This is a genomic window from Caballeronia sp. KNU42 (assembly GCF_053760385.1).
The window spans coordinates 1807644-1830516 of the sequence record NZ_CM132390.1 but is presented as its reverse complement, the minus strand read 5'-3'; the positions used below and the strand labels follow the sequence as shown (position 1 = coordinate 1830516).

General features: G+C 60.6%; 24 protein-coding genes. 6 read left to right on the top strand and 18 right to left on the bottom strand.

Annotated features, from left to right (window positions below; all coding sequences use genetic code 11):
- Positions 1-41: 41 nt before the first annotated feature.
- Entirely contained in the window at positions 42-2069 is a 2028-nt protein-coding gene (locus ACSOSP_RS39480) for an ATP-binding response regulator (RefSeq protein ID WP_455314431.1), read from the top strand.
- A gap of 60 nt (positions 2070-2129) precedes the next feature.
- Here the strand turns inward: ACSOSP_RS39480 and mazF are convergent, their stop codons facing one another.
- From mazF to ACSOSP_RS39465, 3 genes are all read right to left on the bottom strand, one after another.
- A complete protein-coding gene (gene mazF, locus ACSOSP_RS39475; protein WP_455314430.1) occupies positions 2130-2480 on the bottom strand; it encodes an endoribonuclease MazF in 351 nt (116 codons plus the stop codon).
- Complete coding sequence (locus ACSOSP_RS39470) at positions 2480-2722, bottom strand: AbrB/MazE/SpoVT family DNA-binding domain-containing protein (protein WP_455314429.1); 243 nt, start codon at positions 2720-2722, stop codon at positions 2480-2482. The genes mazF and ACSOSP_RS39470 overlap by 1 nt, the downstream gene beginning before the upstream one ends.
- Before the next feature lie 125 nt (positions 2723-2847).
- Positions 2848-3489 carry a response regulator gene (locus tag ACSOSP_RS39465; protein ID WP_455314428.1) on the bottom strand — a complete coding sequence of 214 codons (642 nt, stop codon included), beginning with the start codon at positions 3487-3489 and terminating at the stop codon, positions 2848-2850.
- A gap of 341 nt (positions 3490-3830) precedes the next feature.
- Between ACSOSP_RS39465 and ACSOSP_RS39460 the strand changes: the two genes are divergently transcribed.
- A complete protein-coding gene (locus ACSOSP_RS39460; protein ID WP_455314427.1) occupies positions 3831-4292 on the top strand; it encodes a response regulator in 462 nt (153 codons plus the stop codon).
- Positions 4293-4666: 374 nt separating this feature from the next.
- Here the strand turns inward: ACSOSP_RS39460 and ACSOSP_RS39455 are convergent, their stop codons facing one another.
- The 14 genes from ACSOSP_RS39455 to ACSOSP_RS39390 form a co-directional block, all read right to left on the bottom strand.
- Complete coding sequence (locus tag ACSOSP_RS39455) at positions 4667-6400, bottom strand: methyl-accepting chemotaxis protein (RefSeq protein ID WP_455314426.1); 1734 nt, start codon at positions 6398-6400, stop codon at positions 4667-4669.
- A 547-nt stretch (positions 6401-6947) separates the two neighbouring features.
- The gene (locus tag ACSOSP_RS39450) at positions 6948-7172 is read right to left on the bottom strand and encodes a hypothetical protein (protein ID WP_455314425.1); all 225 of its coding nucleotides are present in this window, start codon (positions 7170-7172) and stop codon (positions 6948-6950) included.
- A gap of 417 nt (positions 7173-7589) precedes the next feature.
- Positions 7590-7793 (bottom strand): cold-shock protein, encoded by a 204-nt coding sequence (locus ACSOSP_RS39445; RefSeq protein ID WP_031362000.1) that lies wholly within the window; start codon positions 7791-7793, stop codon positions 7590-7592.
- Positions 7794-8071: 278 nt separating this feature from the next.
- Positions 8072-8356: a DUF6723 family protein gene (locus ACSOSP_RS39440; protein WP_455314424.1), complete on the bottom strand. Its 285-nt coding sequence runs from the start codon at positions 8354-8356 to the stop codon at positions 8072-8074.
- On the bottom strand, positions 8353-8637 hold the full coding sequence (locus ACSOSP_RS39435) for a hypothetical protein (RefSeq protein ID WP_455314423.1): 285 nt from the start codon (positions 8635-8637) through the stop codon (positions 8353-8355). The genes ACSOSP_RS39440 and ACSOSP_RS39435 overlap by 4 nt, the downstream gene beginning before the upstream one ends.
- 93 nt (positions 8638-8730) lie before the next feature.
- Complete coding sequence (locus ACSOSP_RS39430) at positions 8731-9108, bottom strand: hypothetical protein (RefSeq protein ID WP_063771244.1); 378 nt, start codon at positions 9106-9108, stop codon at positions 8731-8733.
- Between the two features lie 571 nt (positions 9109-9679).
- Positions 9680-11029, bottom strand: a complete 1350-nt coding sequence (locus ACSOSP_RS39425) for an MFS transporter (protein ID WP_455314422.1) — start codon at positions 11027-11029, stop codon at positions 9680-9682.
- Between the two features lie 95 nt (positions 11030-11124).
- Complete coding sequence (locus ACSOSP_RS39420) at positions 11125-12318, bottom strand: CaiB/BaiF CoA transferase family protein (RefSeq protein ID WP_455314421.1); 1194 nt, start codon at positions 12316-12318, stop codon at positions 11125-11127.
- 104 nt (positions 12319-12422) lie between these two features.
- Positions 12423-13352, bottom strand: a complete 930-nt coding sequence (locus tag ACSOSP_RS39415; RefSeq protein ID WP_455314420.1) for a LysR family transcriptional regulator — start codon at positions 13350-13352, stop codon at positions 12423-12425.
- A 62-nt stretch (positions 13353-13414) separates the two neighbouring features.
- The gene (locus ACSOSP_RS39410) at positions 13415-14818 is read right to left on the bottom strand and encodes an efflux transporter outer membrane subunit (protein WP_455314419.1); all 1404 of its coding nucleotides are present in this window, start codon (positions 14816-14818) and stop codon (positions 13415-13417) included.
- An 8-nt stretch (positions 14819-14826) separates the two neighbouring features.
- A complete protein-coding gene (locus tag ACSOSP_RS39405; RefSeq protein WP_455314418.1) occupies positions 14827-16401 on the bottom strand; it encodes a DHA2 family efflux MFS transporter permease subunit in 1575 nt (524 codons plus the stop codon).
- Positions 16398-17498: an HlyD family secretion protein gene (locus ACSOSP_RS39400; RefSeq protein WP_455314417.1), complete on the bottom strand. Its 1101-nt coding sequence runs from the start codon at positions 17496-17498 to the stop codon at positions 16398-16400. The genes ACSOSP_RS39405 and ACSOSP_RS39400 overlap by 4 nt, the downstream gene beginning before the upstream one ends.
- A 68-nt stretch (positions 17499-17566) precedes the next feature.
- Positions 17567-17989 carry a MarR family winged helix-turn-helix transcriptional regulator gene (locus tag ACSOSP_RS39395; RefSeq protein WP_455314416.1) on the bottom strand — a complete coding sequence of 141 codons (423 nt, stop codon included), beginning with the start codon at positions 17987-17989 and terminating at the stop codon, positions 17567-17569.
- A gap of 124 nt (positions 17990-18113) precedes the next feature.
- Positions 18114-19010 (bottom strand): LysR family transcriptional regulator, encoded by an 897-nt coding sequence (locus ACSOSP_RS39390; RefSeq protein ID WP_455314415.1) that lies wholly within the window; start codon positions 19008-19010, stop codon positions 18114-18116.
- Between the two features lie 207 nt (positions 19011-19217).
- On the opposite strand from ACSOSP_RS39390, the gene ACSOSP_RS39385 reads away from it, so the two are divergent.
- Genes ACSOSP_RS39385 through ACSOSP_RS39370 form a run of 4 tightly spaced genes read left to right on the top strand, consistent with a single transcriptional unit; the run spans position 19218 to position 22254 of the window.
- Complete coding sequence (locus ACSOSP_RS39385) at positions 19218-19958, top strand: IclR family transcriptional regulator (RefSeq protein WP_455314414.1); 741 nt, start codon at positions 19218-19220, stop codon at positions 19956-19958.
- Between the two features lie 46 nt (positions 19959-20004).
- Positions 20005-20751: a transporter substrate-binding domain-containing protein gene (locus tag ACSOSP_RS39380; RefSeq protein ID WP_455314413.1), complete on the top strand. Its 747-nt coding sequence runs from the start codon at positions 20005-20007 to the stop codon at positions 20749-20751.
- A 43-nt stretch (positions 20752-20794) separates the two neighbouring features.
- A complete protein-coding gene (locus ACSOSP_RS39375; protein WP_455314412.1) occupies positions 20795-21460 on the top strand; it encodes an amino acid ABC transporter permease in 666 nt (221 codons plus the stop codon).
- Between the two features lie 26 nt (positions 21461-21486).
- Complete coding sequence (locus tag ACSOSP_RS39370; protein WP_455315381.1) at positions 21487-22254, top strand: amino acid ABC transporter ATP-binding protein; 768 nt, start codon at positions 21487-21489, stop codon at positions 22252-22254.
- 18 nt (positions 22255-22272) lie between these two features.
- On the opposite strand, the gene ACSOSP_RS39365 is transcribed toward ACSOSP_RS39370, so the two are convergent.
- On the bottom strand, positions 22273-22719 hold the full coding sequence (locus ACSOSP_RS39365) for a hypothetical protein (protein ID WP_455314411.1): 447 nt from the start codon (positions 22717-22719) through the stop codon (positions 22273-22275).
- Between the last annotated feature and the right edge of the window lie 154 nt (positions 22720-22873).

Sequence of the window (22873 nt, the reverse complement as noted above, 5' to 3'; positions counted from 1 at the left end):
GATAAAGTAATCGATCACGCCCTTTTTCGAGTGAGCGAATCATGGACGTCCCCGAACACGTTGTTGAACTAGCCGCGCCCAAACCGTCGCGGCTCTTTTCCTCGTCCGCGCGCGATGCGGGCTTAAGTCTCGTCCGCAATCTTTCGCTGCCGAAGCCGTTCCCCGACGCCGCTTTCGAAGCCCAGTTCCTCGAAGACCATTGCCGTCGTTTCTGCGCGTTTCGCCGCGCATCGGCGCTTCTCGCGCTGACTGTGTGGATCTGCTTCCTCTGGTACGACTTCAGTTTCGGCCGTGAAAGCGCGGTGCTTGCCCCGGTCTTCATGCAGATCATGGTGCTGCGGTTCGCCGGCATCGTGTTGCTGGCATTCGTCGGCAGCCTGACCTTGAGGGCGTCGTTCGCGACGCATGCCACGTCGCAGCGCGTGATCCTGACCGGCGTCTACGGCTGTAACGTGCTGCTGGTTCTGATGGTGGCCCTGGCGCCAGGACCGTACAACTACACGTGGTATTTCGTCGGGCTCTACCTGGTATTTTTCTTCCAGTCCGGCTTCTTCTACCTGATGTCGGGGGTGGCGCTGACAGCCGCTGCGATCACGTTTTCATCGGTCATCGTGATGCAGTACACCATCAGGATTCTCTCGCCCGAAGACTTCTACATGGGCATGTTCTATCTGTTCAACGTGGTCGTGATCGGCCATGGCGTGTGCGTGCATGCGGAACGGGTGTCGCGTGAACGCTTCGCGGCAGAGCGTGCCCTCGGTGTGCTCAATAACGAGCTCTCCACCGCAAACGTTCAACTGGAACGAAAGAACCTGGACCTGCTTGCGTCGGAGAAAGAACAGGACACCAAGACCAACGCATTGCTCGCGCTCAAGGAGCAGCAGATGCTGGCCGCGGAAACCGCAAGCAAGGAGAAGTCGAATTTCCTCGCCGCCGCCACGCACGATCTGCGGCAACCCATGCACGCGCTCAATCTTTTCCTGCAAGCCGCCGCCGAAGCGCTGCACCACGACGATGTCACCGAAGCCGCCCGGCTGATCGATGAATCCGGCCGTTCATCGGTGATCCTTGCACGCTTCCTGAACGCAGTGCTCGATCTGTCCCGGCTCGAGTCGGGCCGGGTCGTGCCCCGCTATCACGTGTTCGACCTCAAGATCGCGGTGCTGGAAGCGGCCGAGCAGTTGCGCCCGCTTGCGACCATGCACGGCGTCGAGTTGCGCCTGCGCATGCCTCAGGCACCCGTGTACGTACGCAGCGACGCGCATTGGCTGGGGCGGGCGATCGTGAACCTGGTGTCGAACGGCATTCGTTACGCCGATGCCAGCAAGAAAGCCGAGCCCGTGGTGATCGTGGGCGTGGTGCGTTCGGCCACGCGAACCCGGATTGATGTGGTGGACAACGGCATTGGCATTGCATCGGAACATTGGGATTCGATCTTCCAGCCGTTTTTCCAGGTGGGCAACGCCGAGCAGGACAACGATCGGGGACTGGGTCTTGGCCTGTCGATCGTGAACGCCGTGGTGTCCATATTGGAGGAACACCGGATCGAGCTGAAATCGACAGAAGGACGCGGTTCGCGCTTCTCGCTCGAAATGCCCATTTGCGGTTCGCCGCTCGGCGAAGCCGCGCCGCGCGCGCGAGGTGACGCCTCCGACCTGCAAACGGTGCCGCTGGACGGGCTCTATGTGCTGCTGGTGGAAGACGACAGCCTCGTGCGGGCATCGACGGAAGCGTTGCTCGTGCAATGGGGCATGCTGTTCGATTCCGCGAGCAGTTTCGAGGAGTTCGAGGAGACGCTGAATACCATCGAACGTTATCCGGATCTCATCATCACGGATTTCCGTTTGCGCGATTCGAAAACAGCACGCGATGTGGCCATGCTCGGTGCGTCGAAAATCGGGCGGCGCTGCCCGTGCCTGGTGGTCACCGGTGAGCCGGCTGCGACCATCGTGCCGCTCGCCTGCGATCACGACGTGCTGAGCAAGCCGGTTAGTCCCGTTGAATTGCGCCGGCAGATTGCGTCGCTGATATCGGGGCGCCAGGAGGGAGAGACCGCGAGGGCTTGCTGATAAAGGGGAAGACAGAGGACGAACGCGACAGCCAGGCTTGACCGTCGCGCTTCCTGCAGATCAGGACCTGACTTTGGGAATCCCGATGAGGGCGCCAATTTTCGCCCTTACATCGGCGAGTTCACTTGAAGAGACCTGGCCCTTGCGCGTTGCCTTGCGCGCGCCCCAATCCAGGTTCTTGACCTGATCGGCCAGCACCGCCTGCGCCCGGTCGCCACCGACGATCACCTCGAATGGATAACCCTTGATCTGAGTTGTCATAGGGCAGCAAAGCATCAATCCAGTCTTGTTGTTGTACGCCGAGGGACTGAGCACCAGCGCCGGCCGGTGTCCGGCTTGTTCGTGACCTGCCTGCGGGTCGAAATTCAGCCATACCATATCGCCAGCTTCCGGCACATAACGCCGTACCATCAGAAGCTTTCCTTACCGAGTGCCGGGCCGAAACTGACTTCGGCGTGCAAATTTTCCCGCGTTATACCGGCCAACAGCTGATCAAGGTCATACTCCTTGAAACGCACCGGCTCGATAACGATCCTTCCACCTTCCTCGTGGACGTCTACAATTTCGTCCAGATTCAAGCTGATCGCTTCCATCACAGCGGCGGGAATACGCACCGCTGCGCTGTTGCCCCATTTCTTTACGGTTACACGCATTTCAACTCCGTATCATCAATGTAGATACTATGCCACAGCGCCGGGGCAGTAGCAACATTGTAGATACGCGACAAACGCGGCTGCTCACTTAATTTTATTTATAAATCTCTCAGGCCCAGCCTTCCCTACCGTGACGCTGCTGCCGTCGCCGTGTTGCCCATCGGCATCTCGATTCCGCGCCGCGCCATTTCCACGATCAGGAACGTGCGACGCGTTACGTGAAACCGGGCGAGGAGATCGCTTGAATACTCCTTGGCGGTGTTCTCGCTGATATTCATTTTTCTCGCGATCGCCTTGTTCGACAAACCCTGCAACAAATAGCGCAGCGTCTCCGTCAGGCGCGGCGGCAGGTTCAGCGACTCCACCGTCACACCCGAATGGGTGGAGACCGGCTTGGGGCTGTGACCGCCCTTTCCCAGCACGCTATTGGGCAGATACACCCGGCCGCTCAAAATCGTCTTGAGCGCCTCGCGGAACACGCCCGGCCCTTGTTCACTCGCCTTCGAAATAAAGCCGCATGCGCCGCTCCTGATGCATTCCAGCACCGTATCGCGGTCGTCTTGTGCGGACAGCATGATGGTCTGTACCTCGCGCTCCTGCTCCCCGATCCAGTTCAGCAGATCGAGTCCCGTGGAATCGCCCCGTAATTGATAGTCGAGGAAAACGAGATCGTACGAGCGCTCGGACAGCTTCTCCGTGGCCTGTTCGAAGCCGTCAGCCTCATCGATATCGAGCAACGGTTCGTTGGCCAGGATCAGGCTTTTCATGGCGCTTCTCGTAAGCCCCTCATCCTCGACCAGCAGCACCGTTTTGAAATTACCGTTTTCCATTGCCATTCCCATAAATCACAACCAGATGGTAACGGCATGTCGGTGTGTCGCCACCCCCCCTTTCGCAGGGATACGAAGGGGGGTCCGCGGCCCCCCCGAAAAGTTCGCGAGCGTCCCCTCATCGACCGGGTTTTGCGGCAAACGTTTAATCGCGACACTCACTCATCGATTCCGCAGCACTCCCAACGCCGGACCCGCAGTTGCCGTACCTGGAGCCCATTCGGTTCCAGTTACGGCTCCGGCGCCCCGCCCACACCATAAAACCAGGAGGAGGCACTATGAGCAATCGTTCAGGTACGGATGATGAGAGACACTTTGCACTATGGAGCAACAAACAGGCACGCATGCCGATCGGCTCACCGCGGGTACTGATCGCCCATCAGGACAAACTGATCGGGGAATCGCTGGCCGCGCTGCTGCGGCTGACGGGGCTGCAGGTCATGCATACCCAGAGCCTCAAATCGGCGCGCTCGCTGCTGCAGAACTGGAAACCCCAGGCCTTGATACTGGATACGCGGCTCGACAGCGAATCCGGTTATGCCTTCATTAGCGCCCTGCGCCCCGATGCCGACATCACCGGCCGCCTGCTGGTCGCGATCAGCAACGTCTGGCCGGCCGATCCGGTAGAAACCCTGAAAGATGCAGGCTTTGACGCCCACTGCCGCCGGCCCTGCGCTACGTGGCGCCTGGCAGAGATGCTGGCCACCTACTTCTCGATACCCAAGCGGTGCCATTATTGAAACGGCGCCGAATTTAAGCTGAAATCGCGCCGATGCCGACGTCGACGCCAGTTACACCGGTAGCGCTGTTGAGGCGGCTCAAGCGAACGCAATGCCGATCACCAGCGCGCCGCCGAACGCAACCACGTCTTCCATCAGCGCCGCCGGCAAATCACGGCCCTCACTTGCAAGCCAGCGTATCGATACAAAGAATACTGCGCGACGAGACCAATCTAAAATAAATCATCTGGATAACGAAGCATAATTTGATCGGCAGCATCATGCGGACTGAAGGACTTAACGCGATCAGCACATAAAACCGCATGCGCCACCCGCTGAAAACGGCGCGACCGCAGTCGCGCCGCTTCATCCCCCTGCCAGACAGTAACAATGCGTCAGAACGTGCTCCAGCCTTCCTCTCCGGCGCTTGCCGTTTTCAGCGGTGCAATCAGCGCGGCAGGCGAGCGCTTGATAGCGCGTTTGGCAACCGGCGAGGTCGACGCGCGAACCGTCGGCTTGTGCGTGGGCTTATGAGTCGGCTGAGCCGCTGGACGGGAAGCGACCGTCGTGGCCTCCACCTGGAAGAACGCAACGGCCTCTGTCAACTGCCGCCCCTGATCCTGCAGTGAATGCGAGGCCGCCGCCGCTTCTTCCACCAGCGCCGCGTTCTGCTGCGTGACTTCGTCCATCTGTGTGATCGCCCGGTTCACCTGTTCTATGCCGCGGCCCTGTTCGATCGATGCCGCCGCAATCTCCTCCATGATGTCCGTCACGCGCGCGACCGCCTGCGTCACCTCCGACATCGTCTCGCCAGCTTGGCTGGCAAGCGCCGAACCGGTCTGGACCTGCAGCACCGAGTTCGCAATCAGGTCCTTGATCTCCCTGGCCGCATTCGACGAGCGCTGCGCGAGACTGCGCACTTCGCTCGCGACCACCGCGAAACCACGGCCCTGTTCCCCGGCCCGCGCTGCTTCAACCGCCGCGTTCAATGCCAGGATGTTGGTCTGGAACGCAATCCCTTCGATAATCCCCGTGATCTCCGCAATCTTCGCCGAACTCTCGCTGATACCGTGCATGGTATCGACCACCTGCCCGACCACCTTGTTGCCACGCTGGGCAACATCTGAAGCGCTGGTCGCCAGCGCGCTGGCCTGCTGCGCGTTTTCGGTGTTCTGCCTGACCGTCGATGTCAGCTCTTCCATGCTCGCCGCCGTTTCCTCCAGCGACGCAGCCTGCTCTTCGGTGCGCTGACTGAGGTCGGTGTTTCCCGTCGCAATTTCCGACGACGCACTCGCGATGCTGCCGCTGCTCTCACGCACGCGGCTCACCGTTTCGATCAGGCGCGCATTCATGTCGGCGAGCGCCCCAAGCAACTGCCCGGTCTCATCGTTCTGAGTGACCACGATGCGGCTGCGAAGATCGCCACGAGCCACCGTGCTCGCGACATCGACGGCACGCCGGATCGGCAGTGTGATCGAGCGCGTGATGAACACACCCGCCGTCAATGCCGCGGCGATCGCGGCCACGCAAATGGCGATCAGCAGGTTGCGCTGCGTTTCGTACTGGTCTTCAGCGTCGCGCACCAACTGTTCCTGGCGGCCGCGCGTGAAGTCGGCGTAGGCGTCCGTCGCTTTCACGAGCGCGGCCAGCAGCGGCCGGCATTCATCATCCATCTTGACGATGGCCTCGTCGTGCTTGCCCGCCAGCGCGAGCGCCACGATGTTGTTGGCGACCGGCCCATACAGCGTCTCCACACGATCGATTTCAGCCACCAGACTGCGGGCGGTGTCGCTGCTGCCGGGTCCGTTTGCGACCATGGTCTTCAATAGTTTCAGCCGCGCCTGCACGTCGTCGGACGCCCGCGTGACATCGGCCTTCTCGATTTCCAGGTCCACCGGTTTCGTCACCAGCACAAGATTGCGCGCCGCAATGGCGCGGCGGTCCACTGCCGTGCGAACCTGTGCTGCCATGTCGGCCCGCGCGCCTGGACCATGGACATAGTTCGAAAAACCATCGGTGGAACTGCTCAGCGCGTGCAGCGACATCGCTGACACACCGAGCACGATCACTGAGAGCACGCCAAATCCAGCAACGAGTTTGCTCTTGATGCTCATGTGTTTGAGATTCACGTGGTGACTCCTGCCCGAACGGGCTCTTGACGGCTGAATAGCCGCTGCCGTCCTTGGCCCCCCAAGTATCGGCAGCGGTATGAGTGCGACGCGGGCACATCGATTTTCGTGTGTCCGCGCGCCGTGCCAGTCGCAAAGTGTTCGTTGACGGCGAGGCTCTCACCCCTCGAACGCGTTAACTTCTTTTGCTAATGCTCCGTCACACATTTGTCGACTCAGGCAGACGGTTTATCGACCGCACCGGCGCAATGCTTAAGGGTAAAGATGCAAAGTTTCTACAAGTATTTTCGAATTCGTTTTGTCGGCCGATGCAGGACTGGCGCAACGGCGTCCCCGTGGAGCAAACGCTTATTCGGTGGGCTTGAAACAAAAACGGCGCACCCGATGGCGCGCCGATGGACACATACGCTTGTTGCGCGTGCCAGGAGACTATGAGAGCAAGCCGACTAGATCGAACTTGAGAAAGCGGAAGGCTGGGGCATGCTTTTTAACGGCAAGCCGCGGGCAAGCCGTTTCGATGGATTGCAACATGACCCTCTGCGGACGATCAGCCGCGGGTATCGACCCATTGACGTGCCCACTCGCGTGAATGGCCGAGTGCTTGCGCCTCGTTCTTGAAATAATCGAGAACGTGGAACTGGTAGCGGTTGCCCTTCTCGCTGCCGCTGTGGCGCTCGAGCAAGAGGTTCGACGCGAATGATCCATCAGGCAGACGATGCGCGGAAGGAACGACTTTATAGCCGTTGTACAAATAAATATTAGAGTTATGCATAAGTGACACACACGAACAAACGCAAGTCCGACAAATATTGATTGTCAGGACGCGTTGATAACAGGCACGAGGCCTTAAAAATTCGCAGAGGAAACAGCAGAAAAACAGCAGAAAGCAGCCGAAATCACAAGCGCGTTCACAAACAATCAGCGAACATTTAGCGTTCGTATTGGATACGCGACGTGTGGCAGCGAAGTTGCAGGAGATTGCAGAGGGACTAAAGCAGACTAACTAAAGCGGACTAAAGTGGAAGTGCAAACAGATGCAAGCAGAGGCAGACAGATGCAATGCTGGTGGTAGCGGCGTCGTTCACTAAAGGCAACTGCCGCAACCGGGAACCGAAGCTCCGCGAAAACATTTACCGCTCGCGTAAATCGGCTCAGGCCAATTTACGCGATAAATCAACTACACCACTAATTACAGCGGGGTAATGTTCGAAGCTTGCAGACCCTTCGGGCCTTGCTTGGTTTCGAAGCTAACCTTTTGGTTTTCGGCGAGCGTCTTGAAGCCGTCGCTACGAATTTCCGAAAAGTGGGCGAAGAGGTCGTCGCCGCCTGCGTCAGGCGTAATAAAGCCGAAGCCCTTGCTGTCGTTGAACCACTTGACGATACCGGTATCCATGATAAATCCTTGAAAATATAAAGATGATGCAACCCCGTATTGAGGCGAGAGAAGCTTCAAGGAAGTGAGAGGACAACAAATACCGCGGAGATAACGAGGCAGAATGATGAACAGCAATCGAGCTTCTTGAATACTTCGACCCTCAGATTACGTGCCGCGGGGTAACGTGTCAAGCTATTTCGGACCGTGCCTAGTCACACAATGAAACGATCGCGGACGATTTGTCACGATTGCCGCCCTTTCAGGCGCCCTGCAAGTGCCATTTGCTCACCCTGTCGTCACTCAGGCACCGCGATATCACCGTCCACCAGGCTGGCGCCATACTGCTCTGCGTAATCGCGCGCTCCTTGCGCGTCGGGGAACAGCGGCATGTCCGCGCAACCGACAAACGGATAGATCACGCGTTTGTCGCTCAGCCGCGTCACGCGCAGCGTGGGCATGGTTCCGCCCGTTGCGCGCCTTGACGAGGCCGCCACGTTGTAATTGGCCCATTCCGCCGGCTTGTCGGCCGTTCGGTTATCGAGTGACGGGTTCATGGGCGGATGATCGAGCGAATAACTCATAGATCGGCAATCGATTCGCCAACGACGTTGCCGTCGATCAGCCGTTCGGCATAGCGCGTGGATGCCAGCCGCGCTTCACCTGAGCCGCTGAACGGACCGGCGCCCGGCACGCGATATACGCGGCTGGTGGTCGTGCTGTCGTCAACGCCGCGCCGGGAGATCTTCACGGCGGCGTCGAAACCCGAGTCGTAATGACGGGAACCGTCCGCGCCGCGCGGCTTGTGCGGATAGATCAGCGGATAAATTTCGAGGCCGCGATAGCTTCTTACAGTGTCGTTCATGATTTTCTTCAATTTCAGTTATTGCGCGACGCCCCGAGATCCTGTCACGCGTGGCTGCTGCTTATACATATTGCGCACTTCGAGCGTTGCCGCTCATGTAGCGTTGTCAGCGCCGCCTGGCTGCAAAGGTGCGGACGGCGCAGCCGCAGATGGCTGGAACCGCCGCACCGAGCGGGAAAAGCGCCCGCTTCGCGCGTTGTAGAGTGCACCGGCCTGAACCTTGCCGTCGATGATATCTCGACCATACTGCATGGCGAGCTCGATAGCGTCGTCCGCATTGGCCGGCTCGGCGCCCTTGATTGCTGGCGAATAGCGCTTGGACGTTGCGCTGTCGGTCGGTACGGTATCTATCTGAACAATCGCGGAAAAACGCTTGGGACCTTTTGCAAACGGATCGCCATGCGGCGGGAAAATCTGCTGCGAATAAGCGCGCAATGCATAGCCGCGATATTCGATGGTATGGATGGTCATAACGCACTCGCTGGACACATTGCGCTGACCGTCGTGGAAATTTGCTGAAGACCGATATGCAAACTGACGGTCATTAGCATCGGAACGATTAAGAATGCGCCGAATCGTGGCGTGAGGCAAGGCAAATCGGCGTTTGCCCGGTATTTGGAGGATAACGCAAGGGCTTAACCAGTGGCGGCGCCATGATGGTTTTTAAAGCATTGGATGAAGTGAGCCGGTCGCATTTTCCTGCGTTTGCATAACTTGCGCCACACACGGTATTTTTGGCCGGATCTTAGTTGGGATAACCGGCAGTCGATGTTTTATTGCATAAAACACCGGACGGAAACAAGGATTTCAGGCGAAAGCGTATGCAATTGCTCAACCGGGCCAATCGACTGGATAAAGCGTTCAGGACTACTCGTCGCGGGCATTTTCGACCTATTTATATTGGCTCATTGCAATAAATCCCTGTCCATGTTTAACAACGTATCAGGTCGCAACTGGATTTTCTCCGGCGCCAAAACGAAAGGTTTTCTGGTCGTGTAAAGCGCCCAAAATGGCGTCGAAGATTAAAACCGCCGAACCCAGGTTATCTCCGGGAAACACGAGCTTCCGACGGATCCTTCTCGCGCAATACCGCCGGCAAACCGAACAGCAGGAGCAATGCGCTGATCAGGCTCATCGCACCGATCGCATATAACGCGGGCGTCGTGCTGCCGGTCAGGTCGCGAACCCGCCCCACCATCAGAGGACTCACAATGCCGCCAAGTTGCCCGATCGTGTTGATCAGCGCTATGCCGCCGGCAGCACCCGCTCCCGTCAGGAGCTTCGGCGGCAGCGCCCAGAACGCCGGGATCGAAGCCACCACGCCCGCACCCATCACGCCGAGCGCCACGATCAGGAAACCCGTTTGTTTGTCGAAGATGCCTGCGGCAAGAAAGCCGATCGCCGCCATCACCAGCAGGCCGCACACGAACTTGCGGCGCTCGCCCGAGGCATCGGAGAGACGGCCCACCACGACCATGGCGATCGCGCCACAAATGTAAGGCACCGCCGTCAGCAATCCAATGGTGGTCGGGTTGTGTGTACCCGCGCTTCGAATGAGTTGCGGCGCCCAGAAATTGAGCCCATACGACGCCACCTGGATCAGAAAATAGATCAACCCGAGCATGAGAAAACCGCGTGTCCTGATTGCATCGAGTAACGAGTTGCCGGCGCCCGTGTGGGCTGCGGGTCGCTGGATGCGGCTTGCCAGCAGTGACTTTTCCGATGCGCTGAGCCAGCCCGCGTCTTCAATCCGGTCCTTCAGTAGCTTGAGCACCAGCAGGCCCAGGACGATACATGGCAAACCGCCAAGCAGAAATAGCCAGTGCCATCCGCGAATGCCGAGCACACCGTCCATGTGTCCGAGAACCAGACCCGACAACGGCGCACCGACCAGCCCGGAGAACGCCGACGCAAGAAACAGCATCGAGGTGATGCGGCCGCGATGGCTCGGCGGAAACCATAACGTGAGGTAGTACAGAACGCCGGGGGCGAAGCCCGCTTCCATTGCGCCGATGATGAAACGCAGCCCATAGAACTGCCATTCATTGCCGACAAGCACCATGGCGCTGGTGGCGATGCCCCAGGAAATCATGATGCGCGCGATCCAGCGGCGGGCGCCGACCTTGTAAAGCATCAGGTTGCTGGGCACTTCAAACAAGACGTAGCCGATCACGAAGAGGCTGGCGCCGAGGCCGTAGGCGGTGTCCGAGAACCCGAGATCGCTTTGCAGCTGGAACTTCGCAAAGCTGATGTTGATGCGATCGAAAAAGGCGAACAAATAGCAGATCATGATGAGCGGCATCAACCGCCAGGCGACCTTGCTGATAATCGCTTTGAAGTCGTTTTCGCTGTGTGCCTGCGGTACGGCCGTAGTGGCGCCAAGATCGCTCATGATCGTCTCCTTGCCGGACTGGCCTTGCGGCCGTCCGGTCATATGTGTTCTTTAATGTTGGGAAAAGGTTTTGCGTTTTTTAAACGCGGCGGCGCTTATTGCACGGCGCCCTCGCTGCGTAGCCGTGCGACATCGCTCGCGTTGAAACCGAGGCCGGACAGTACGGAGTCCGTATGTTCACCGAGCGTCGGTCCCTGCCATCGCACTTCGCCGGGGGTGTCGGAGAGCTTGGGCACAATGCCGGGCATCTTCACCGACACCCCGCCGGGCAATGCGGCGTCAAGCAACATGTCTCGCGCCTGATAATGCGGGTCCGCAACAATGTCGGCGACGGAATAGATCCGGCCGGACGGCACTTCTGCTTCTTCGAGCGCGGCGAGCACCTCGTCGATCGGATGATGCGTGGTCCACGCGGTGATCGCTTCGTCCAGCCGTGCGCTCTGCGCGGCGCGGCCGTCGTTGCGGGCAAGCGCGGGGTCATCGGCGAGGTCGGCGCGGCCTATGACATGCATCAGGCGCTTGTAGATCGGATCGCTGTTGCCGGCAATCACCACAAAAGCGCCGTCTTCAGTGCGATACGTATTCGATGGCGCAATGCCCGGCAACGCGCCGCCACTACGCTCGCGCACGTGACCGAGCAGGTCGTATTCGGGGATCAGGCTTTCCATCAGGTTGAAGACGCTTTCGACAAGCGATACATCGACGACTTGACCCTCGCCCTGCCCCGTCTTCACGCGAAGGATGGACATCAACGCGCCAATGACTCCGTGCAGGGAAGCGAGCGAGTCGCCGAGCGAGATGCCCACGCGTGCCGGTGCGCCATCGACGTCACCGGTTGTATAACGAATGCCGCCCATGGCCTCACCGATCGCACCAAAGCCCGGACGATCGCGATACGGTCCCGACTGCCCGTATCCGGAGATGCGGACCATGGTGAGTTTGGGATTGATCGCGTGCAGCACGTCCCAGCCAAGGCCGAGTTTTTCGAGCGCACCGGGACGGAGGTTTTCAATAACGACGTCGGCGTCCGCGGCAAGACGCTTGACGACATCGACGCCATCCGGAGACTTCAGGTTCACGCAAACGGACTTCTTGTTGCGCGACTGCAGATACCACCAGAGCGACGTGCCCTCGTGCAGCTTTCGCCATTTGCGAAGCGGGTCGCCGTTATCCGGCGCTTCGATCTTGATGACGTCGGCGCCGAACTCCCCGAGCATGCGGGCGGCGAACGGCGCCGCTATGAGTGTGCCGATTTCTATGACGCGAATGCCTGCGAGCGGTCCAGCCATGATGCGTGTCTCCCGAAAAAGCTAACCTGGAAGACAGCTTAGGAGCCGGCAACGCACCCCGTCCAACCGCATTTCGCCAATGACCGTTCGTGAACGGCGAACGCTCAGGCCTTGTTTTGCTCGTCGTGCTCAACGGCTACCAGGTGATCGAACAACATGCGGCTGACCGGCGGAAGTCCATCGACATCGCGCACCACGACGATCAGGTCGCGCTGGCTCCAGGGTTCGTCGAGCAGGACGGCCGTGAGTCCGAGCGGACGGCCGATCGTGTTGAAGACCTTGAGCGGCAGCACGCTGATGCCGAGACCTGCCTGCACCATGCGGCAGACGCCATCGAAACCCGGCACCTGGATGCGCAGCCGCAATGGCTTGCCTGCCTGACGTGCAGCGATGTGCGTGCGCAGGTTGATCGAGCTGGCCGCATGCAGGCCAACGTAGTCGCTGTCCAGCGTTTCGACGAACGTGACCTGCTCGCGAAGCGCGAGTTCGTGATCTATGGGCATCACCACGACCAGCGAGTCATGCCGGTAGTGCGAGACGTCGAGGCCGCGCGTATCGGCTTCGCCTGAGCAGATGCCGACATCGGCTAGGCTGTCGGCTATGCCTTGCACCACACCACTGCTCGGGCGCTCTTCGAGGTCGAGCTTGATGCGTTCGTTCATCGAAAAGAATGCGCGCAAGTCTTCGGGAAGGAATTCGACGATCGCCGAGAGGTTCGCCATCATGCGGACAAACCCGCGCACGCCGCTCGCGTGCTCAGCCAGTTCGATCCCGATGTTCTCGACATCGCGCAACACGCGGCGTGCATGATGCAGCAGGGTTTCGCCCGCGGGCGTGAGCTCCATGCCCCTGGGCCGGCGCACGAACAGCGTCGCCCCCACGGCCTGTTCGAGTTCGAGCAGCCGCTTGCTCGCGGCCGAAACAGCGATAGCCTCGCGCTCGGCCGCACGCGTGAGCGTGCCCTCCTCGTAGACCGCAAGAAAAAGTTGCAGCGTGGTCAGGTCAAGCCGTCTCAACAGGTTTTTGAGTGCCATGCGGGTGGTGGGCATCCTGGACACAGAAGATGCCCGATGTTACCCGAGGCATGGCCTACGCATTACTCCTGCTTTGTCTCGCTCCAGCCGCCACCGAGCGAACGGTACAGCGCAACCGCTGCCAGCGCGTGTTCACGCTTCGCCTGGTTCAGCGCATCAGAGTCCTGCAGATACGCTTCTTGGGCGGCGAGTACATCGAGGAAACCGCTTGCACCGCCCTTATAAAGTTGCGTGGACAGGCGTAGCGATTGATCGGAGGATTGCAATGCGTCCTTCAGGCGCTCAGCCTGCTCCGACGTGCTGACGAGATCGGTACGCGTGTCTTCCACATCTTTCAGCGCCTGCAGCATGGTCTGCCGCAGACGCAGATCGGATTCGCGCATGCGGCTTTGGCTCTGCTCGATGCCCGCCGTAATCCGCCCGGCATTGAAGATGGGGCTGGTCGCATTGAGCGCAGCGCTGAAGAGGTTGTCGGTGAGCGTGGGAAGCCCGAGATACGACGACGCCAGCAAACCGTCAGTCAGTTGCAGCGAGAACTTCGGATAGCGGTCCGCTTGCGCAACACCCACTTCCGCTGCGCGTTGTGTCAGCTCGGCGTAGGCACTGCGGACATCGGGACGGCGCAGCAACGCCTCGGAGGGCAGCATCTGGGGCACCGCGTTTGAAGGTGTCGGGATGGTCCCGGGCGTGGCGAGCACGAGCGTATCGACGGATTCAGGCGTGCGCCCCGAGTACACCGCGATCAGGCTGAGCTGATGTTCGACAGTGGCGTTGGCGCGCGGCAAACGCGCTTGCAACTCGCTCAACTGGTTCTGTGCGCGCGTGACGTCGAGGCGCGGCGAGAGCCCGTATTGCATGCGCTCCTGCGTCAGGCGCAGTGCACGGTCCCGGATCGCGATATTGTCCTGAAGGATCTTTTGTTCACTCTGCGCCCAGCGCAGATCCACATATGCCGATGCCGTATTGGCCGCAAGCGCGAGACGAAGCGCGTCGACATCATGTTGACGGCCTGTCAATTGCGCCTGTGCCGCGAGCAGTTCGAGGCGCTCGCCGCCGAACACGTCGGGCGTCCAGGCGAGCGTCAGGCCTAACCCTGCCTGACGAACATAGCCCAGCGGCGGCGGCGTGTTCTGGCGCGCATCGGCGGCGCTGGCGTTCGCGTCGAGTTCCGGCAGCAGCGCGGCGCGTCGCTGCGTGGTCACGGCCTGAGCCTGCTTCACCCGCTCAAGTGCCGCTTGCACATCGAGGTTCTGGCTCAGCACCGAGCTCACCAGTTCATGCAGCACCGGGTCGCCGAATTGCTCCCACCACGCCGCGGCATCCACGTTGTCTTGCGGCGCGTCGGCGCTCCAGTTCGCGGGCGCTATCGACTGTACGGTCGAAGGTAAATCCGCATGCGTCGCGGGTTGAACGGCGCACGCCGCGAGCGTCAGGCTTGCTGCCAGTGCCAACAAAATCTTATGCATGGTGGATCTCAATGAGCGTCAGGAGAAGGCGGCGCAGCGCCAATAGGCCGCACGAAAAGCACGCTGACTATGCCGACGGCGAAGCACATCGCGAGTACGTAGAAGGTGTCGGAGAAGGTCATCACGAGCGCTTCGCGAAACACCAGCGCATGCAGGTTGGCGAGGCCCGCGTTGGTCGCGTTCAGCGCATCTCCCGCTACCGATCCCCAGTGCGCGAATTGCCTCGACAGGAACGCTTCGGTCTCCGGACTGCCGGTCGTCACGCTTTCACTGAGGCGCAGATAGTGAAAGTTCAGCCGGTCGTTGAGCATGGTCGCGCTGACCGCAATGCCGATCGCGCCGCCGAGATTACGCATCAGGTTGAACAGGCCGCTCGCCGACTTCAGACGCGATTGCGGCAGCGAGCCCAGCGCCATTGTCACGATGGGCGGCACCGCGAATTGCTGGCCAATCCCGCGCAGCGCCTGCGGCAACAGCAGCTGCTGCCAGCCCCAGTCATTCGTGAGCGGCACATAGAAGTAGCAGCCTAGACCAAAACACACGAGGCCAAAGAGCAGGCACCAGCGCATGTCGACGAGACGAGAGGTGAACGCATAGGCGCCAAGCGCGAGCAACTGAAACACGCCCACCGACAGCAACGCAATCCCGATCTGCAGCGAATCGAGTTCACGCACGCGGCTGAGGAACAACGGCGTGAGAAACACCGCGACGAAAATGCCGATGCCCGTCACGAACGACAGCAAACACCCAATCGCAAAGTTCCTGACCGCGAGCGCGCGCAGATCGACAACCGGATCTTTCGCAGTGAACGCGTGCACGAGAAACAGGAAGCCGCAGATCGCGGAGATCCATGTGCACGTGATGATCACGTCGTCGCCAAACCAGTTCTTGCGGGGACCTTCTTCGAGTACATACTCAAGGCAGCCAAGGAAACCTGACATCAACGCAATGCCGAGGTAGTCGCCCTTCTTCAACAACGACAAGTCGGGTTCGTCGATATGCACGAACTTCGGCACCAGGATTGCGACCACGAGCCCCGGCACGACATTCAGGTAGAACAACCAGTGCCATGACCATTGCGACGTAATCCATCCGCCGATCACCGGACCGATCGCAGGGGCGAGCGAAGCGAGCGCGCCGATCGTCGTCGATGCAATCAGCCGCTGCTTGCCGGGGAACAGCACGAATGCCGTGGTGAAGACGGTCGGGATCATTGCTGCGCCAAGTGCACCCTGCAGGCCACGGAAAATGATCATCGAGTTGATGTCCCACGCGAGGCCGCACAGCATGCTCGTGATGGTGAAACCGACCGCGGACGCCACGAACAGCCAGCGCGTGGAGAAGACCTTGGAGAGCCAGCCGGACATCGGGATCACTAGGATTTCCGCGATCAGGTACGAGGTCTGCACCCACGACAGTTCATCCTGGCTCGCCGACAACCCGCCGCCGATTTCCCTGAGCGACGACGCAACGATCTGGATGTCCAGCGTCGCCATGAAAAAACCCAGGCACATCAGCGCGAACGCAAAAACACGCTGCCGGGTGGGTTGATCGGCGGGGTTCAGTGGCACGGCCGGGCTCATGAACGGCTCGCGCTGTCGAGGTGCACCTTCACCGTCGCCGAGAGGCCGGCGCGCAGTACGTCCTGCTTGTCCTTGGGTAGGTCGAGGCGAATCCGCACCGGGACGCGCTGCACGATCTTCGTAAAGTTGCCGGTTGCATTCTCTGGCGGCAGCACGCTGAAGGTTGCACCCGTTGCGGGCGCCAGGCTTTCCACATGACCCTCGAAGGTCCCGCTGGAGGCATCGAGCTCAACGTCCACGCGATCCCCCACATGCATCTTCTTGAGCTGGTCTTCCTTGAAGTTCGCGTCGATCCACAAGCCGTCCGTGGGCACGATTGTCAGCAGCGACGCCCCCGTGTTCGCGAGCATGCCCACGCGTGCCGTCCGGTTGCCGACGTAACCATCCACAGGCGAGCGGATCGTCGTGTACTCCACGTTCAGTTCGGCGACCCGCCGCAACGCTTCAGCGGTCGCGACACGCGCGCGGGCGTCGTCTACCTGCGCGGCGAGCACGGCAAGCTGGCGTTGCGAAGCGAGCGCCGCTGCATTGCTGTTATCGAGCGTGGCGCGGGCCTTCAGGTAGTCCGCATCGGCTCGCTCGACCACCTGGTTCGATACCGCCTCGTCCTTGACGAGTTGCCGGTAACGCACCTGGTCGGACGCACTGCGCGTGACTTCCGCCGACGATGCCCGTACCTCCGCCTGGCTCTGGTTGATCACAGCGGCCTGCAGTTGCTGCTTCGCTTCGAGCTCGGCAACGGCGGCACGCGCGCCCTGCACGTCGGCATTGGCCTGCGCGAGTTTGGCGTCGTAGTCCCGGGAGTCGAGCCGGATCAGCACCTGGTTCGCCGTCACGCGCTGGTTGTCTGTGACCAGCAACTCGGTCACGAAACCGTTCACCTTCGGCGCCATCACCGTGACGTTACCGCCGACATACGCGTCGTCCGTGCTCTGAACGAAACGCAGCACCGTGACCCAGTATGTCGCGGCCGCAGCGATCACGGTCACCACCGCAATGATCGCGAGCGGCATCCAGCCAATGCGAAAAGGCCGCCTCGCGCCGCGCTCGGCCGTGGGCGCGGCGGTGGAGATAATCGGCGTGGAAGGTGTGGTCATCGGTCAGTCCTGTTGGTTACGTCGAATGGTTGATACGGGCATGAGCGGTGAGCATTGAGGAGCGCCGTTCACTCGCTGGTCAGGCGAAAGAGTTCGCGCCGCAGACGCGCCGCTTGCCGGCGCCCGAACTTCGCCTCGAATTCTTCTTGTGCCGCCTGCCAGTGCCGCAGCGCGTCGGCGAGTTTGGTCCGGCCGCCTTCGGTGAGCGTCAACTGCAAGCGCCGCTGGCAAGGTCCGCCCAGTTCCGCCAGAACGAGACCGCTGCGCAGCAGCGGCTGCAGCACCCTGACCAGCGTCGTGCGTTCCATCACCATGGCCTGCGCGAGCTCCGCCATCGTCATGTCCGGCATGCGCTCAAGCGCGGAGACGATGCTGAATTGCGTCGGCGTGATCTGTACTGCCGACAAGTGCCGCTCGTACAGCTGCGAGATGTGCCGGGCAGCCTGGCGAACGGCAAAACAGTCGTCGTGTCGTGGAGGGCGTGTGTGCATGTGCACAGGTTATGTGTGCATATGCACGTAGTCAACCACTATCGCGCGCATCAATTAATGACGAATCTGTCAACAATCTAAAATGAATGAAGTCGAAATTAAAATGAAAGCTTGCCCGGCTGGCTCAGGCTTCGAAGAATTCCGCCGCATGTTCGATGAACGCCCGCACCTTCGCCGGCAGCAAGGTGCGGCTGCTATAAGCCAGGCGGATTTCGATCGCGCCGTCGACGATCTCGAAGTCGTCGAGCAGCGACACCAGCTTGCCGGACGCGAGTTCGTTGCGAACCAGCGCCGCAGGCAGCACGCCAAGGCCGAAGCCCTCGAGCACCAGTTCGCGGTTGAGCACCGCGTTGTTCGATGTCACGTCTGCTTTCAGCGGCACCGTGATCTGTTCGCCGCCGCCCAGCCGAAACGTCAGCATGGGCTTGCGGATCGACGCGTGCATGGCGACGAATTCAAGCTCGGCGAGCTCGGACGGATGGTTCGGCCGGGGTTTGCCTTCCAGATACCCTGGCGTCACCACAATCACGAGCGGAATGCGCTCGAGCAGGCGCGTCACCGTGGTGTCGCTGGTCAGCATGAAAGGCAGCACGACGCCGAGGTCGTAACCGTCCGCGACCAGGTCCACGGGACGCTCGGTCAGCGTGACGTCGAGTCCGATCAGCGGGTAGCGACGGCGAAACGTGGCGATCAACGGGACCAGACGGTTAACCGTTGCCGTCGTGTGGGCAACCAGGCGCAGCATGCCGGTCGGATCACTGTTGCGATTGGCCGCCTGCGCCTCCAGCGCGTCGAGCTCATCCAGCACGCGTGAGCAGCCCGCGAAGAATTGCTCGGCGGTCTCGGTCAGCGAGATATGGCGCGTGGTGCGATGAAAAAGCCGGTTGCCCAGGCGCTGCTCGAGCGTGGCGATGGCGCGCGACACGACCGGCGGCGACACGCCCAGCAGATCGGCGGCGCGCGTGAAACTTTTCGCCTCCACGACCGCGCGGAACACTTTGAGGCTCGTCAGATAGTCCATGTCTCGGTCCTTGAGGGTGCGGCGCGGGTACTTTCAATCGGGCTTGAAGCCGGGCAATTGCGGCTTTCAACGCCCGGATTCTCCTGCAAGACGGATTTTTTTGCCGATCATCAAGTCTGGCCGCAAGGGAAAGCACCCGCCGAGTCAATTTCTCATCCGATGAGAAATGATTTCTTTCTTTGAGAATTGGCGAGGGAAACTTGCGTCATGAAACAGCCAGCCGAAGCGTCTTCCGTTGTCGATCGCGTCCTTCACGCGCTGACCAGCGTCGCCCGGGCAGGACGACCGATCGGCGCCAAGGAGATTGCCGCGGACATCGGCGCGCCCTTGTCCACCGTGTACCGGCTGCTGAGCTCACTCAAGCAATGGGGTTTGTTGCAGGAACATGCGAACTCCGGCCTGCTCGAACCGGGTCCGTCCAGCGTGCAGCTTGCGTGGGGTTTCGACCAGAACGCGCAACTCGTCACCCAAAGCCGGGACGAAATCAGGGCGCTTGTGCAGCGCACTGGTGAGAGTGTTGGCTTGCTCGTGCCGATCAACGACACAGTCGTATGCCTCTCGATGGTCGAAAGCGACCAGCCGCTGCGTTGCTCGTTCGCCCGTGGCCGCACGCATCCGCTGACACGAGGCGCTTCGGCTAAAGCGTTGCTGGCCTTCCTGCCCGAAGCAAAAGCCGAGGCCGTGATCGCCGGCAGCGCATCTGGCGACCCTGAGAGCGCTGCAGCGTTGCACGTGCAACTGCAGGAAATTCGCCGCCGGCGCTTTGCGACGAGCGAGAGCGAAGTCGACATAGGTGTATGGGGCGTGAGCGCCCCGCTCATATCCGATGCCGGACGGCTGGAAGGAACCATCACCCTGATGGCGCCGGTCGCTCGCATTGCAGGACGTGAGGCCGAACTGGCGCAGCTTACGCGCGCGGCCGCAGACCGTATCAGCTACAAGCTTTGAGCACTTTTATTTTTAACCTTGCTTGCCACCCTTCAAGGAAACCAGCATGAAACTTATCCACGCACTTTCGGCCTTTGCGCTTGCCATTGTAGTGAGCGTAGCCGCTGCGCCCGCCGCCCGAGCCGCCGATGACACCATCCGCGTGGCGACCGATGCAACCTTCCCTCCGCTCGAATTCGTCAAGGACGGTAAGCGCACAGGCTTTGATATCGAGTTGATCGAAGCCATGGCCAAGACCATGGGCAAGAAAGTGCAATGGGTGGACATCGACTTCAAGGGGCTGATTCCCGGGCTGATCGCGAACCGCTTCGACGTCGCCGCGTCGGGCATCTATATGACGGATGAACGCCGCAAGGTCGTCGATTTCACCGATCCGTACTACAAGGGCGGCCTCGTCGTGCTGGTGCGCAAGAACGACACGTCGATCAAGACGCCTGCCGATCTCGACGGCAAGAAAGTGACAGTGCAGGTCGGCACGAAATCGGTCGCCTTCCTGAAAGACAACTATCCGAGGGTGCAGCGCGTGGAAGTCGAAAAGAACCAGGAGATGTTCGACCTGGTGAACATCGGCCGCGCCGATGCCGCCGTGACCGGGCGCCCCGCCGCCGTGGAATACGCGAAAGCGCAGCCCAACGTGCGCGTGCTCGACAAGGGACTCACCACCGAGCTTTACGGCTACGCGCTGCGCAAGGACGAAACTGAGCTGACCGCGCAGATGAACAAGGCGCTGCAGACACTGCGCGCCAACGGCACCTACGACGCGCTTACGACGAAGTGGTTCGGCAAGCAATAACGCGACGAGTAACGCGACAGCCCTGACAGCAGAGGAGTAACCGATGACGCTCGATTTTTCGCCCGTATGGGCAGGCTGGGAAGCGCTCGCGACCGGCGCTGCGACGACTATCGAAGTCACGGCCTGCTCACTCGTACTCGGCTGCGTGCTGGGGCTGCTGGTGGGGATCGGCAGGCTCGCACCGCAGCGCCGCGTGGTCTATGGCATCTGCACCGCCTACCTCACGTTCATACGTGGCACGCCCCTGCTCGTGCAGCTCTTTATCCTGTTCTTCGGCCTGCCGCAGTTCGGCATCATGCTGCCCGCGTTTGCGTGCGGTGTGCTCGGGCTCGGCGTCTATAGCGGCGCTTATGTATCGGAGATCGTGCGGGGGTCGATTCAATCAGTGGACCGTGGCCAGATGGAAGCTGCGCGATCGCTTGGGATGCCTTATCGAATGGCGATGCGCAAGGTGATCCTGCCGCAAGCGTTCGTGCGCATGATCCCGCCGCTTGGCAACGAGTTCATTGCGTTGATCAAGAACTCGGCGCTGGTCTCCCTGCTGACGATCAACGACCTGATGCACGAAGGCGAGAAGATCATCAGCGTGTCGTACCGCTCGCTGGAGGTGTATATCGTGATCGCGTTCATCTACCTGATCTTGACGGGCGCAACATCGCTCGCGTTGCGCAAGACAGAAAAAACGCTGCGCGCAGACGGGAGAGTCTGACCATGAGCACGACCTGGAGCACGACCATGAGTGAACCTATTGTTTCAGTCAGGAAACTGGCGAAGTCGTTTGGGTCGAACCGGGTGTTGAACGGTATCGATATGGACGTGCAGCCGTCTCAGGTGATCGTGGTGATCGGTCCGAGCGGGTCGGGCAAGAGCACGTTTCTGCGCTGCCTGAACGGGCTCGAAACAGCCGAGGAAGGCACAGTCAGGATCTGCGGCCATGCCCTTGTGGACAACGGCCGCATGATCGACGAGAACGGCCTGAACCGCATCCGCCGGGACGTGGGCATGGTGTTTCAATCGTTCAACCTGTTTCCGCACCTGACGGTGCTGCAGAACGTCACGCTTGCGCCGCGCTCGTTGGCGCGCGTCAGCGCGGCGGAGGCAGAAAGCGAGGCGCGCGCGCTGCTGGCGAAGGTCGGGCTCGGTCACAAGGCTGACGTTTATCCGGGCACGTTGTCCGGTGGCCAGAAGCAACGGGTGGCGATCGCTCGGTCGCTTGCGATGCACCCGCAAGTCATGCTCTTCGATGAACCCACTTCCGCGCTCGATCCCGAACTCGTCGGCGAAGTGCTGCAGGTCATGCAGGCGCTGGCGAGCGAAGGCATGACCATGCTGATCGTCACTCATGAAATGAATTTTGCGCGGGACGTGGCGGACACCGTCGTGGTGATGGATCATGGCAGCGTGATCGAGGCAGGACCGCCGGCGCAGATTTTCGGGGCGCCACAAGAAGCCCGCACACGCAGCTTCCTGCAAGCCGTTTTGTCGCGTGAACAGGCGGCTTGAGCAGCAAGCGTGGCGGCCTCACGAGGCCCCTGTTTGCGCCGGGTAGGGCCATCGGCTGAAGCGCGATTCCGGCTTGGTTTCTTCTTCGTTCGAGGGTGACGGCAAACCTTCCGCAAACCACGCTACATCGGCTCTGCGCTCCTTCACGTAGCGCTCCCATCCATTCGCATTCCCAGCGAAGAGATCGTGCTGCACGGTCGACGCAAGCAATTCACGGTTCAGGTCTTCATCGAGGAGCGTCTTCGGCCAGAGGAAAAACGCAGCGCTCGCGCGTTCGCTCACCTGCTGCGGGGTCATGGCGGCATCGAGGTGTCCGAGCCATGTGAAGGTGGCAAGCGAGTCTTCACGGGCAATTGCGTCGCCGAGCGTGTTATACCGCTGGCCGCCACGCGACAAACACGACAGCGCTTCCAGCACGTCGCCCAGATGCAGCAGTAGCGCACGTCGTTCATAAGCATCTTTCATCAAAATCTCCAGATTCATTGGACCGGGCCTTGAGCGACTCGAAAGTCACCGCTCTGACCCGATGAGCAAAAACGCGCTCGAATAGAAGGAAGGTCGTTCTCCGCGGTCATTCGCTCGCGGTTTGACTCGTTCCCAGAGCGTCGAACAGATAGCG

Bases quoted from the DNA above. Each gene is read 5' to 3' on its own strand.
- ACSOSP_RS39440 (WP_455314424.1), bottom strand. From the start codon at position 8,356: ATGAGTTATTCGCTCGATCATCCGCCCATGAACCCGTCACTCGATAAC.
- ACSOSP_RS39420 (WP_455314421.1), bottom strand. From the start codon at position 12,318: ATGGCTGGACCGCTCGCAGGCATTCGCGTCATAGAAATCGGCACACTC.
- ACSOSP_RS39445 (WP_031362000.1), bottom strand. From the start codon at position 7,793: ATGGATACCGGTATCGTCAAGTGGTTCAACGACAGCAAGGGCTTCGGC.
- ACSOSP_RS39390 (WP_455314415.1), bottom strand. From the start codon at position 19,010: ATGGACTATCTGACGAGCCTCAAAGTGTTCCGCGCGGTCGTGGAGGCG.
- ACSOSP_RS39410 (WP_455314419.1), bottom strand. From the start codon at position 14,818: ATGCATAAGATTTTGTTGGCACTGGCAGCAAGCCTGACGCTCGCGGCG.
- mazF (WP_455314430.1), bottom strand. From the start codon at position 2,480: ATGGTACGGCGTTATGTGCCGGAAGCTGGCGATATGGTATGGCTGAAT.
- ACSOSP_RS39380 (WP_455314413.1), top strand. From the start codon at position 20,005: ATGAAACTTATCCACGCACTTTCGGCCTTTGCGCTTGCCATTGTAGTG.
- ACSOSP_RS39415 (WP_455314420.1), bottom strand. From the start codon at position 13,352: ATGGCACTCAAAAACCTGTTGAGACGGCTTGACCTGACCACGCTGCAA.
- ACSOSP_RS39470 (WP_455314429.1), bottom strand. From the start codon at position 2,722: ATGCGTGTAACCGTAAAGAAATGGGGCAACAGCGCAGCGGTGCGTATT.
- ACSOSP_RS39375 (WP_455314412.1), top strand. From the start codon at position 20,795: ATGACGCTCGATTTTTCGCCCGTATGGGCAGGCTGGGAAGCGCTCGCG.
- ACSOSP_RS39385 (WP_455314414.1), top strand. From the start codon at position 19,218: ATGAAACAGCCAGCCGAAGCGTCTTCCGTTGTCGATCGCGTCCTTCAC.
- ACSOSP_RS39425 (WP_455314422.1), bottom strand. From the start codon at position 11,029: ATGAGCGATCTTGGCGCCACTACGGCCGTACCGCAGGCACACAGCGAA.
- ACSOSP_RS39465 (WP_455314428.1), bottom strand. From the start codon at position 3,489: ATGAAAAGCCTGATCCTGGCCAACGAACCGTTGCTCGATATCGATGAG.
- ACSOSP_RS39365 (WP_455314411.1), bottom strand. From the start codon at position 22,719: ATGAAAGATGCTTATGAACGACGTGCGCTACTGCTGCATCTGGGCGAC.
- ACSOSP_RS39370 (WP_455315381.1), top strand. From the start codon at position 21,487: ATGAGTGAACCTATTGTTTCAGTCAGGAAACTGGCGAAGTCGTTTGGG.
- ACSOSP_RS39405 (WP_455314418.1), bottom strand. From the start codon at position 16,401: ATGAGCCCGGCCGTGCCACTGAACCCCGCCGATCAACCCACCCGGCAG.
- ACSOSP_RS39480 (WP_455314431.1), top strand. From the start codon at position 42: ATGGACGTCCCCGAACACGTTGTTGAACTAGCCGCGCCCAAACCGTCG.
- ACSOSP_RS39450 (WP_455314425.1), bottom strand. From the start codon at position 7,172: ATGCATAACTCTAATATTTATTTGTACAACGGCTATAAAGTCGTTCCT.
- ACSOSP_RS39460 (WP_455314427.1), top strand. From the start codon at position 3,831: ATGAGCAATCGTTCAGGTACGGATGATGAGAGACACTTTGCACTATGG.
- ACSOSP_RS39400 (WP_455314417.1), bottom strand. From the start codon at position 17,498: ATGACCACACCTTCCACGCCGATTATCTCCACCGCCGCGCCCACGGCC.
- ACSOSP_RS39395 (WP_455314416.1), bottom strand. From the start codon at position 17,989: ATGCACACACGCCCTCCACGACACGACGACTGTTTTGCCGTTCGCCAG.
- ACSOSP_RS39430 (WP_063771244.1), bottom strand. From the start codon at position 9,108: ATGACCATCCATACCATCGAATATCGCGGCTATGCATTGCGCGCTTAT.
- ACSOSP_RS39435 (WP_455314423.1), bottom strand. From the start codon at position 8,637: ATGAACGACACTGTAAGAAGCTATCGCGGCCTCGAAATTTATCCGCTG.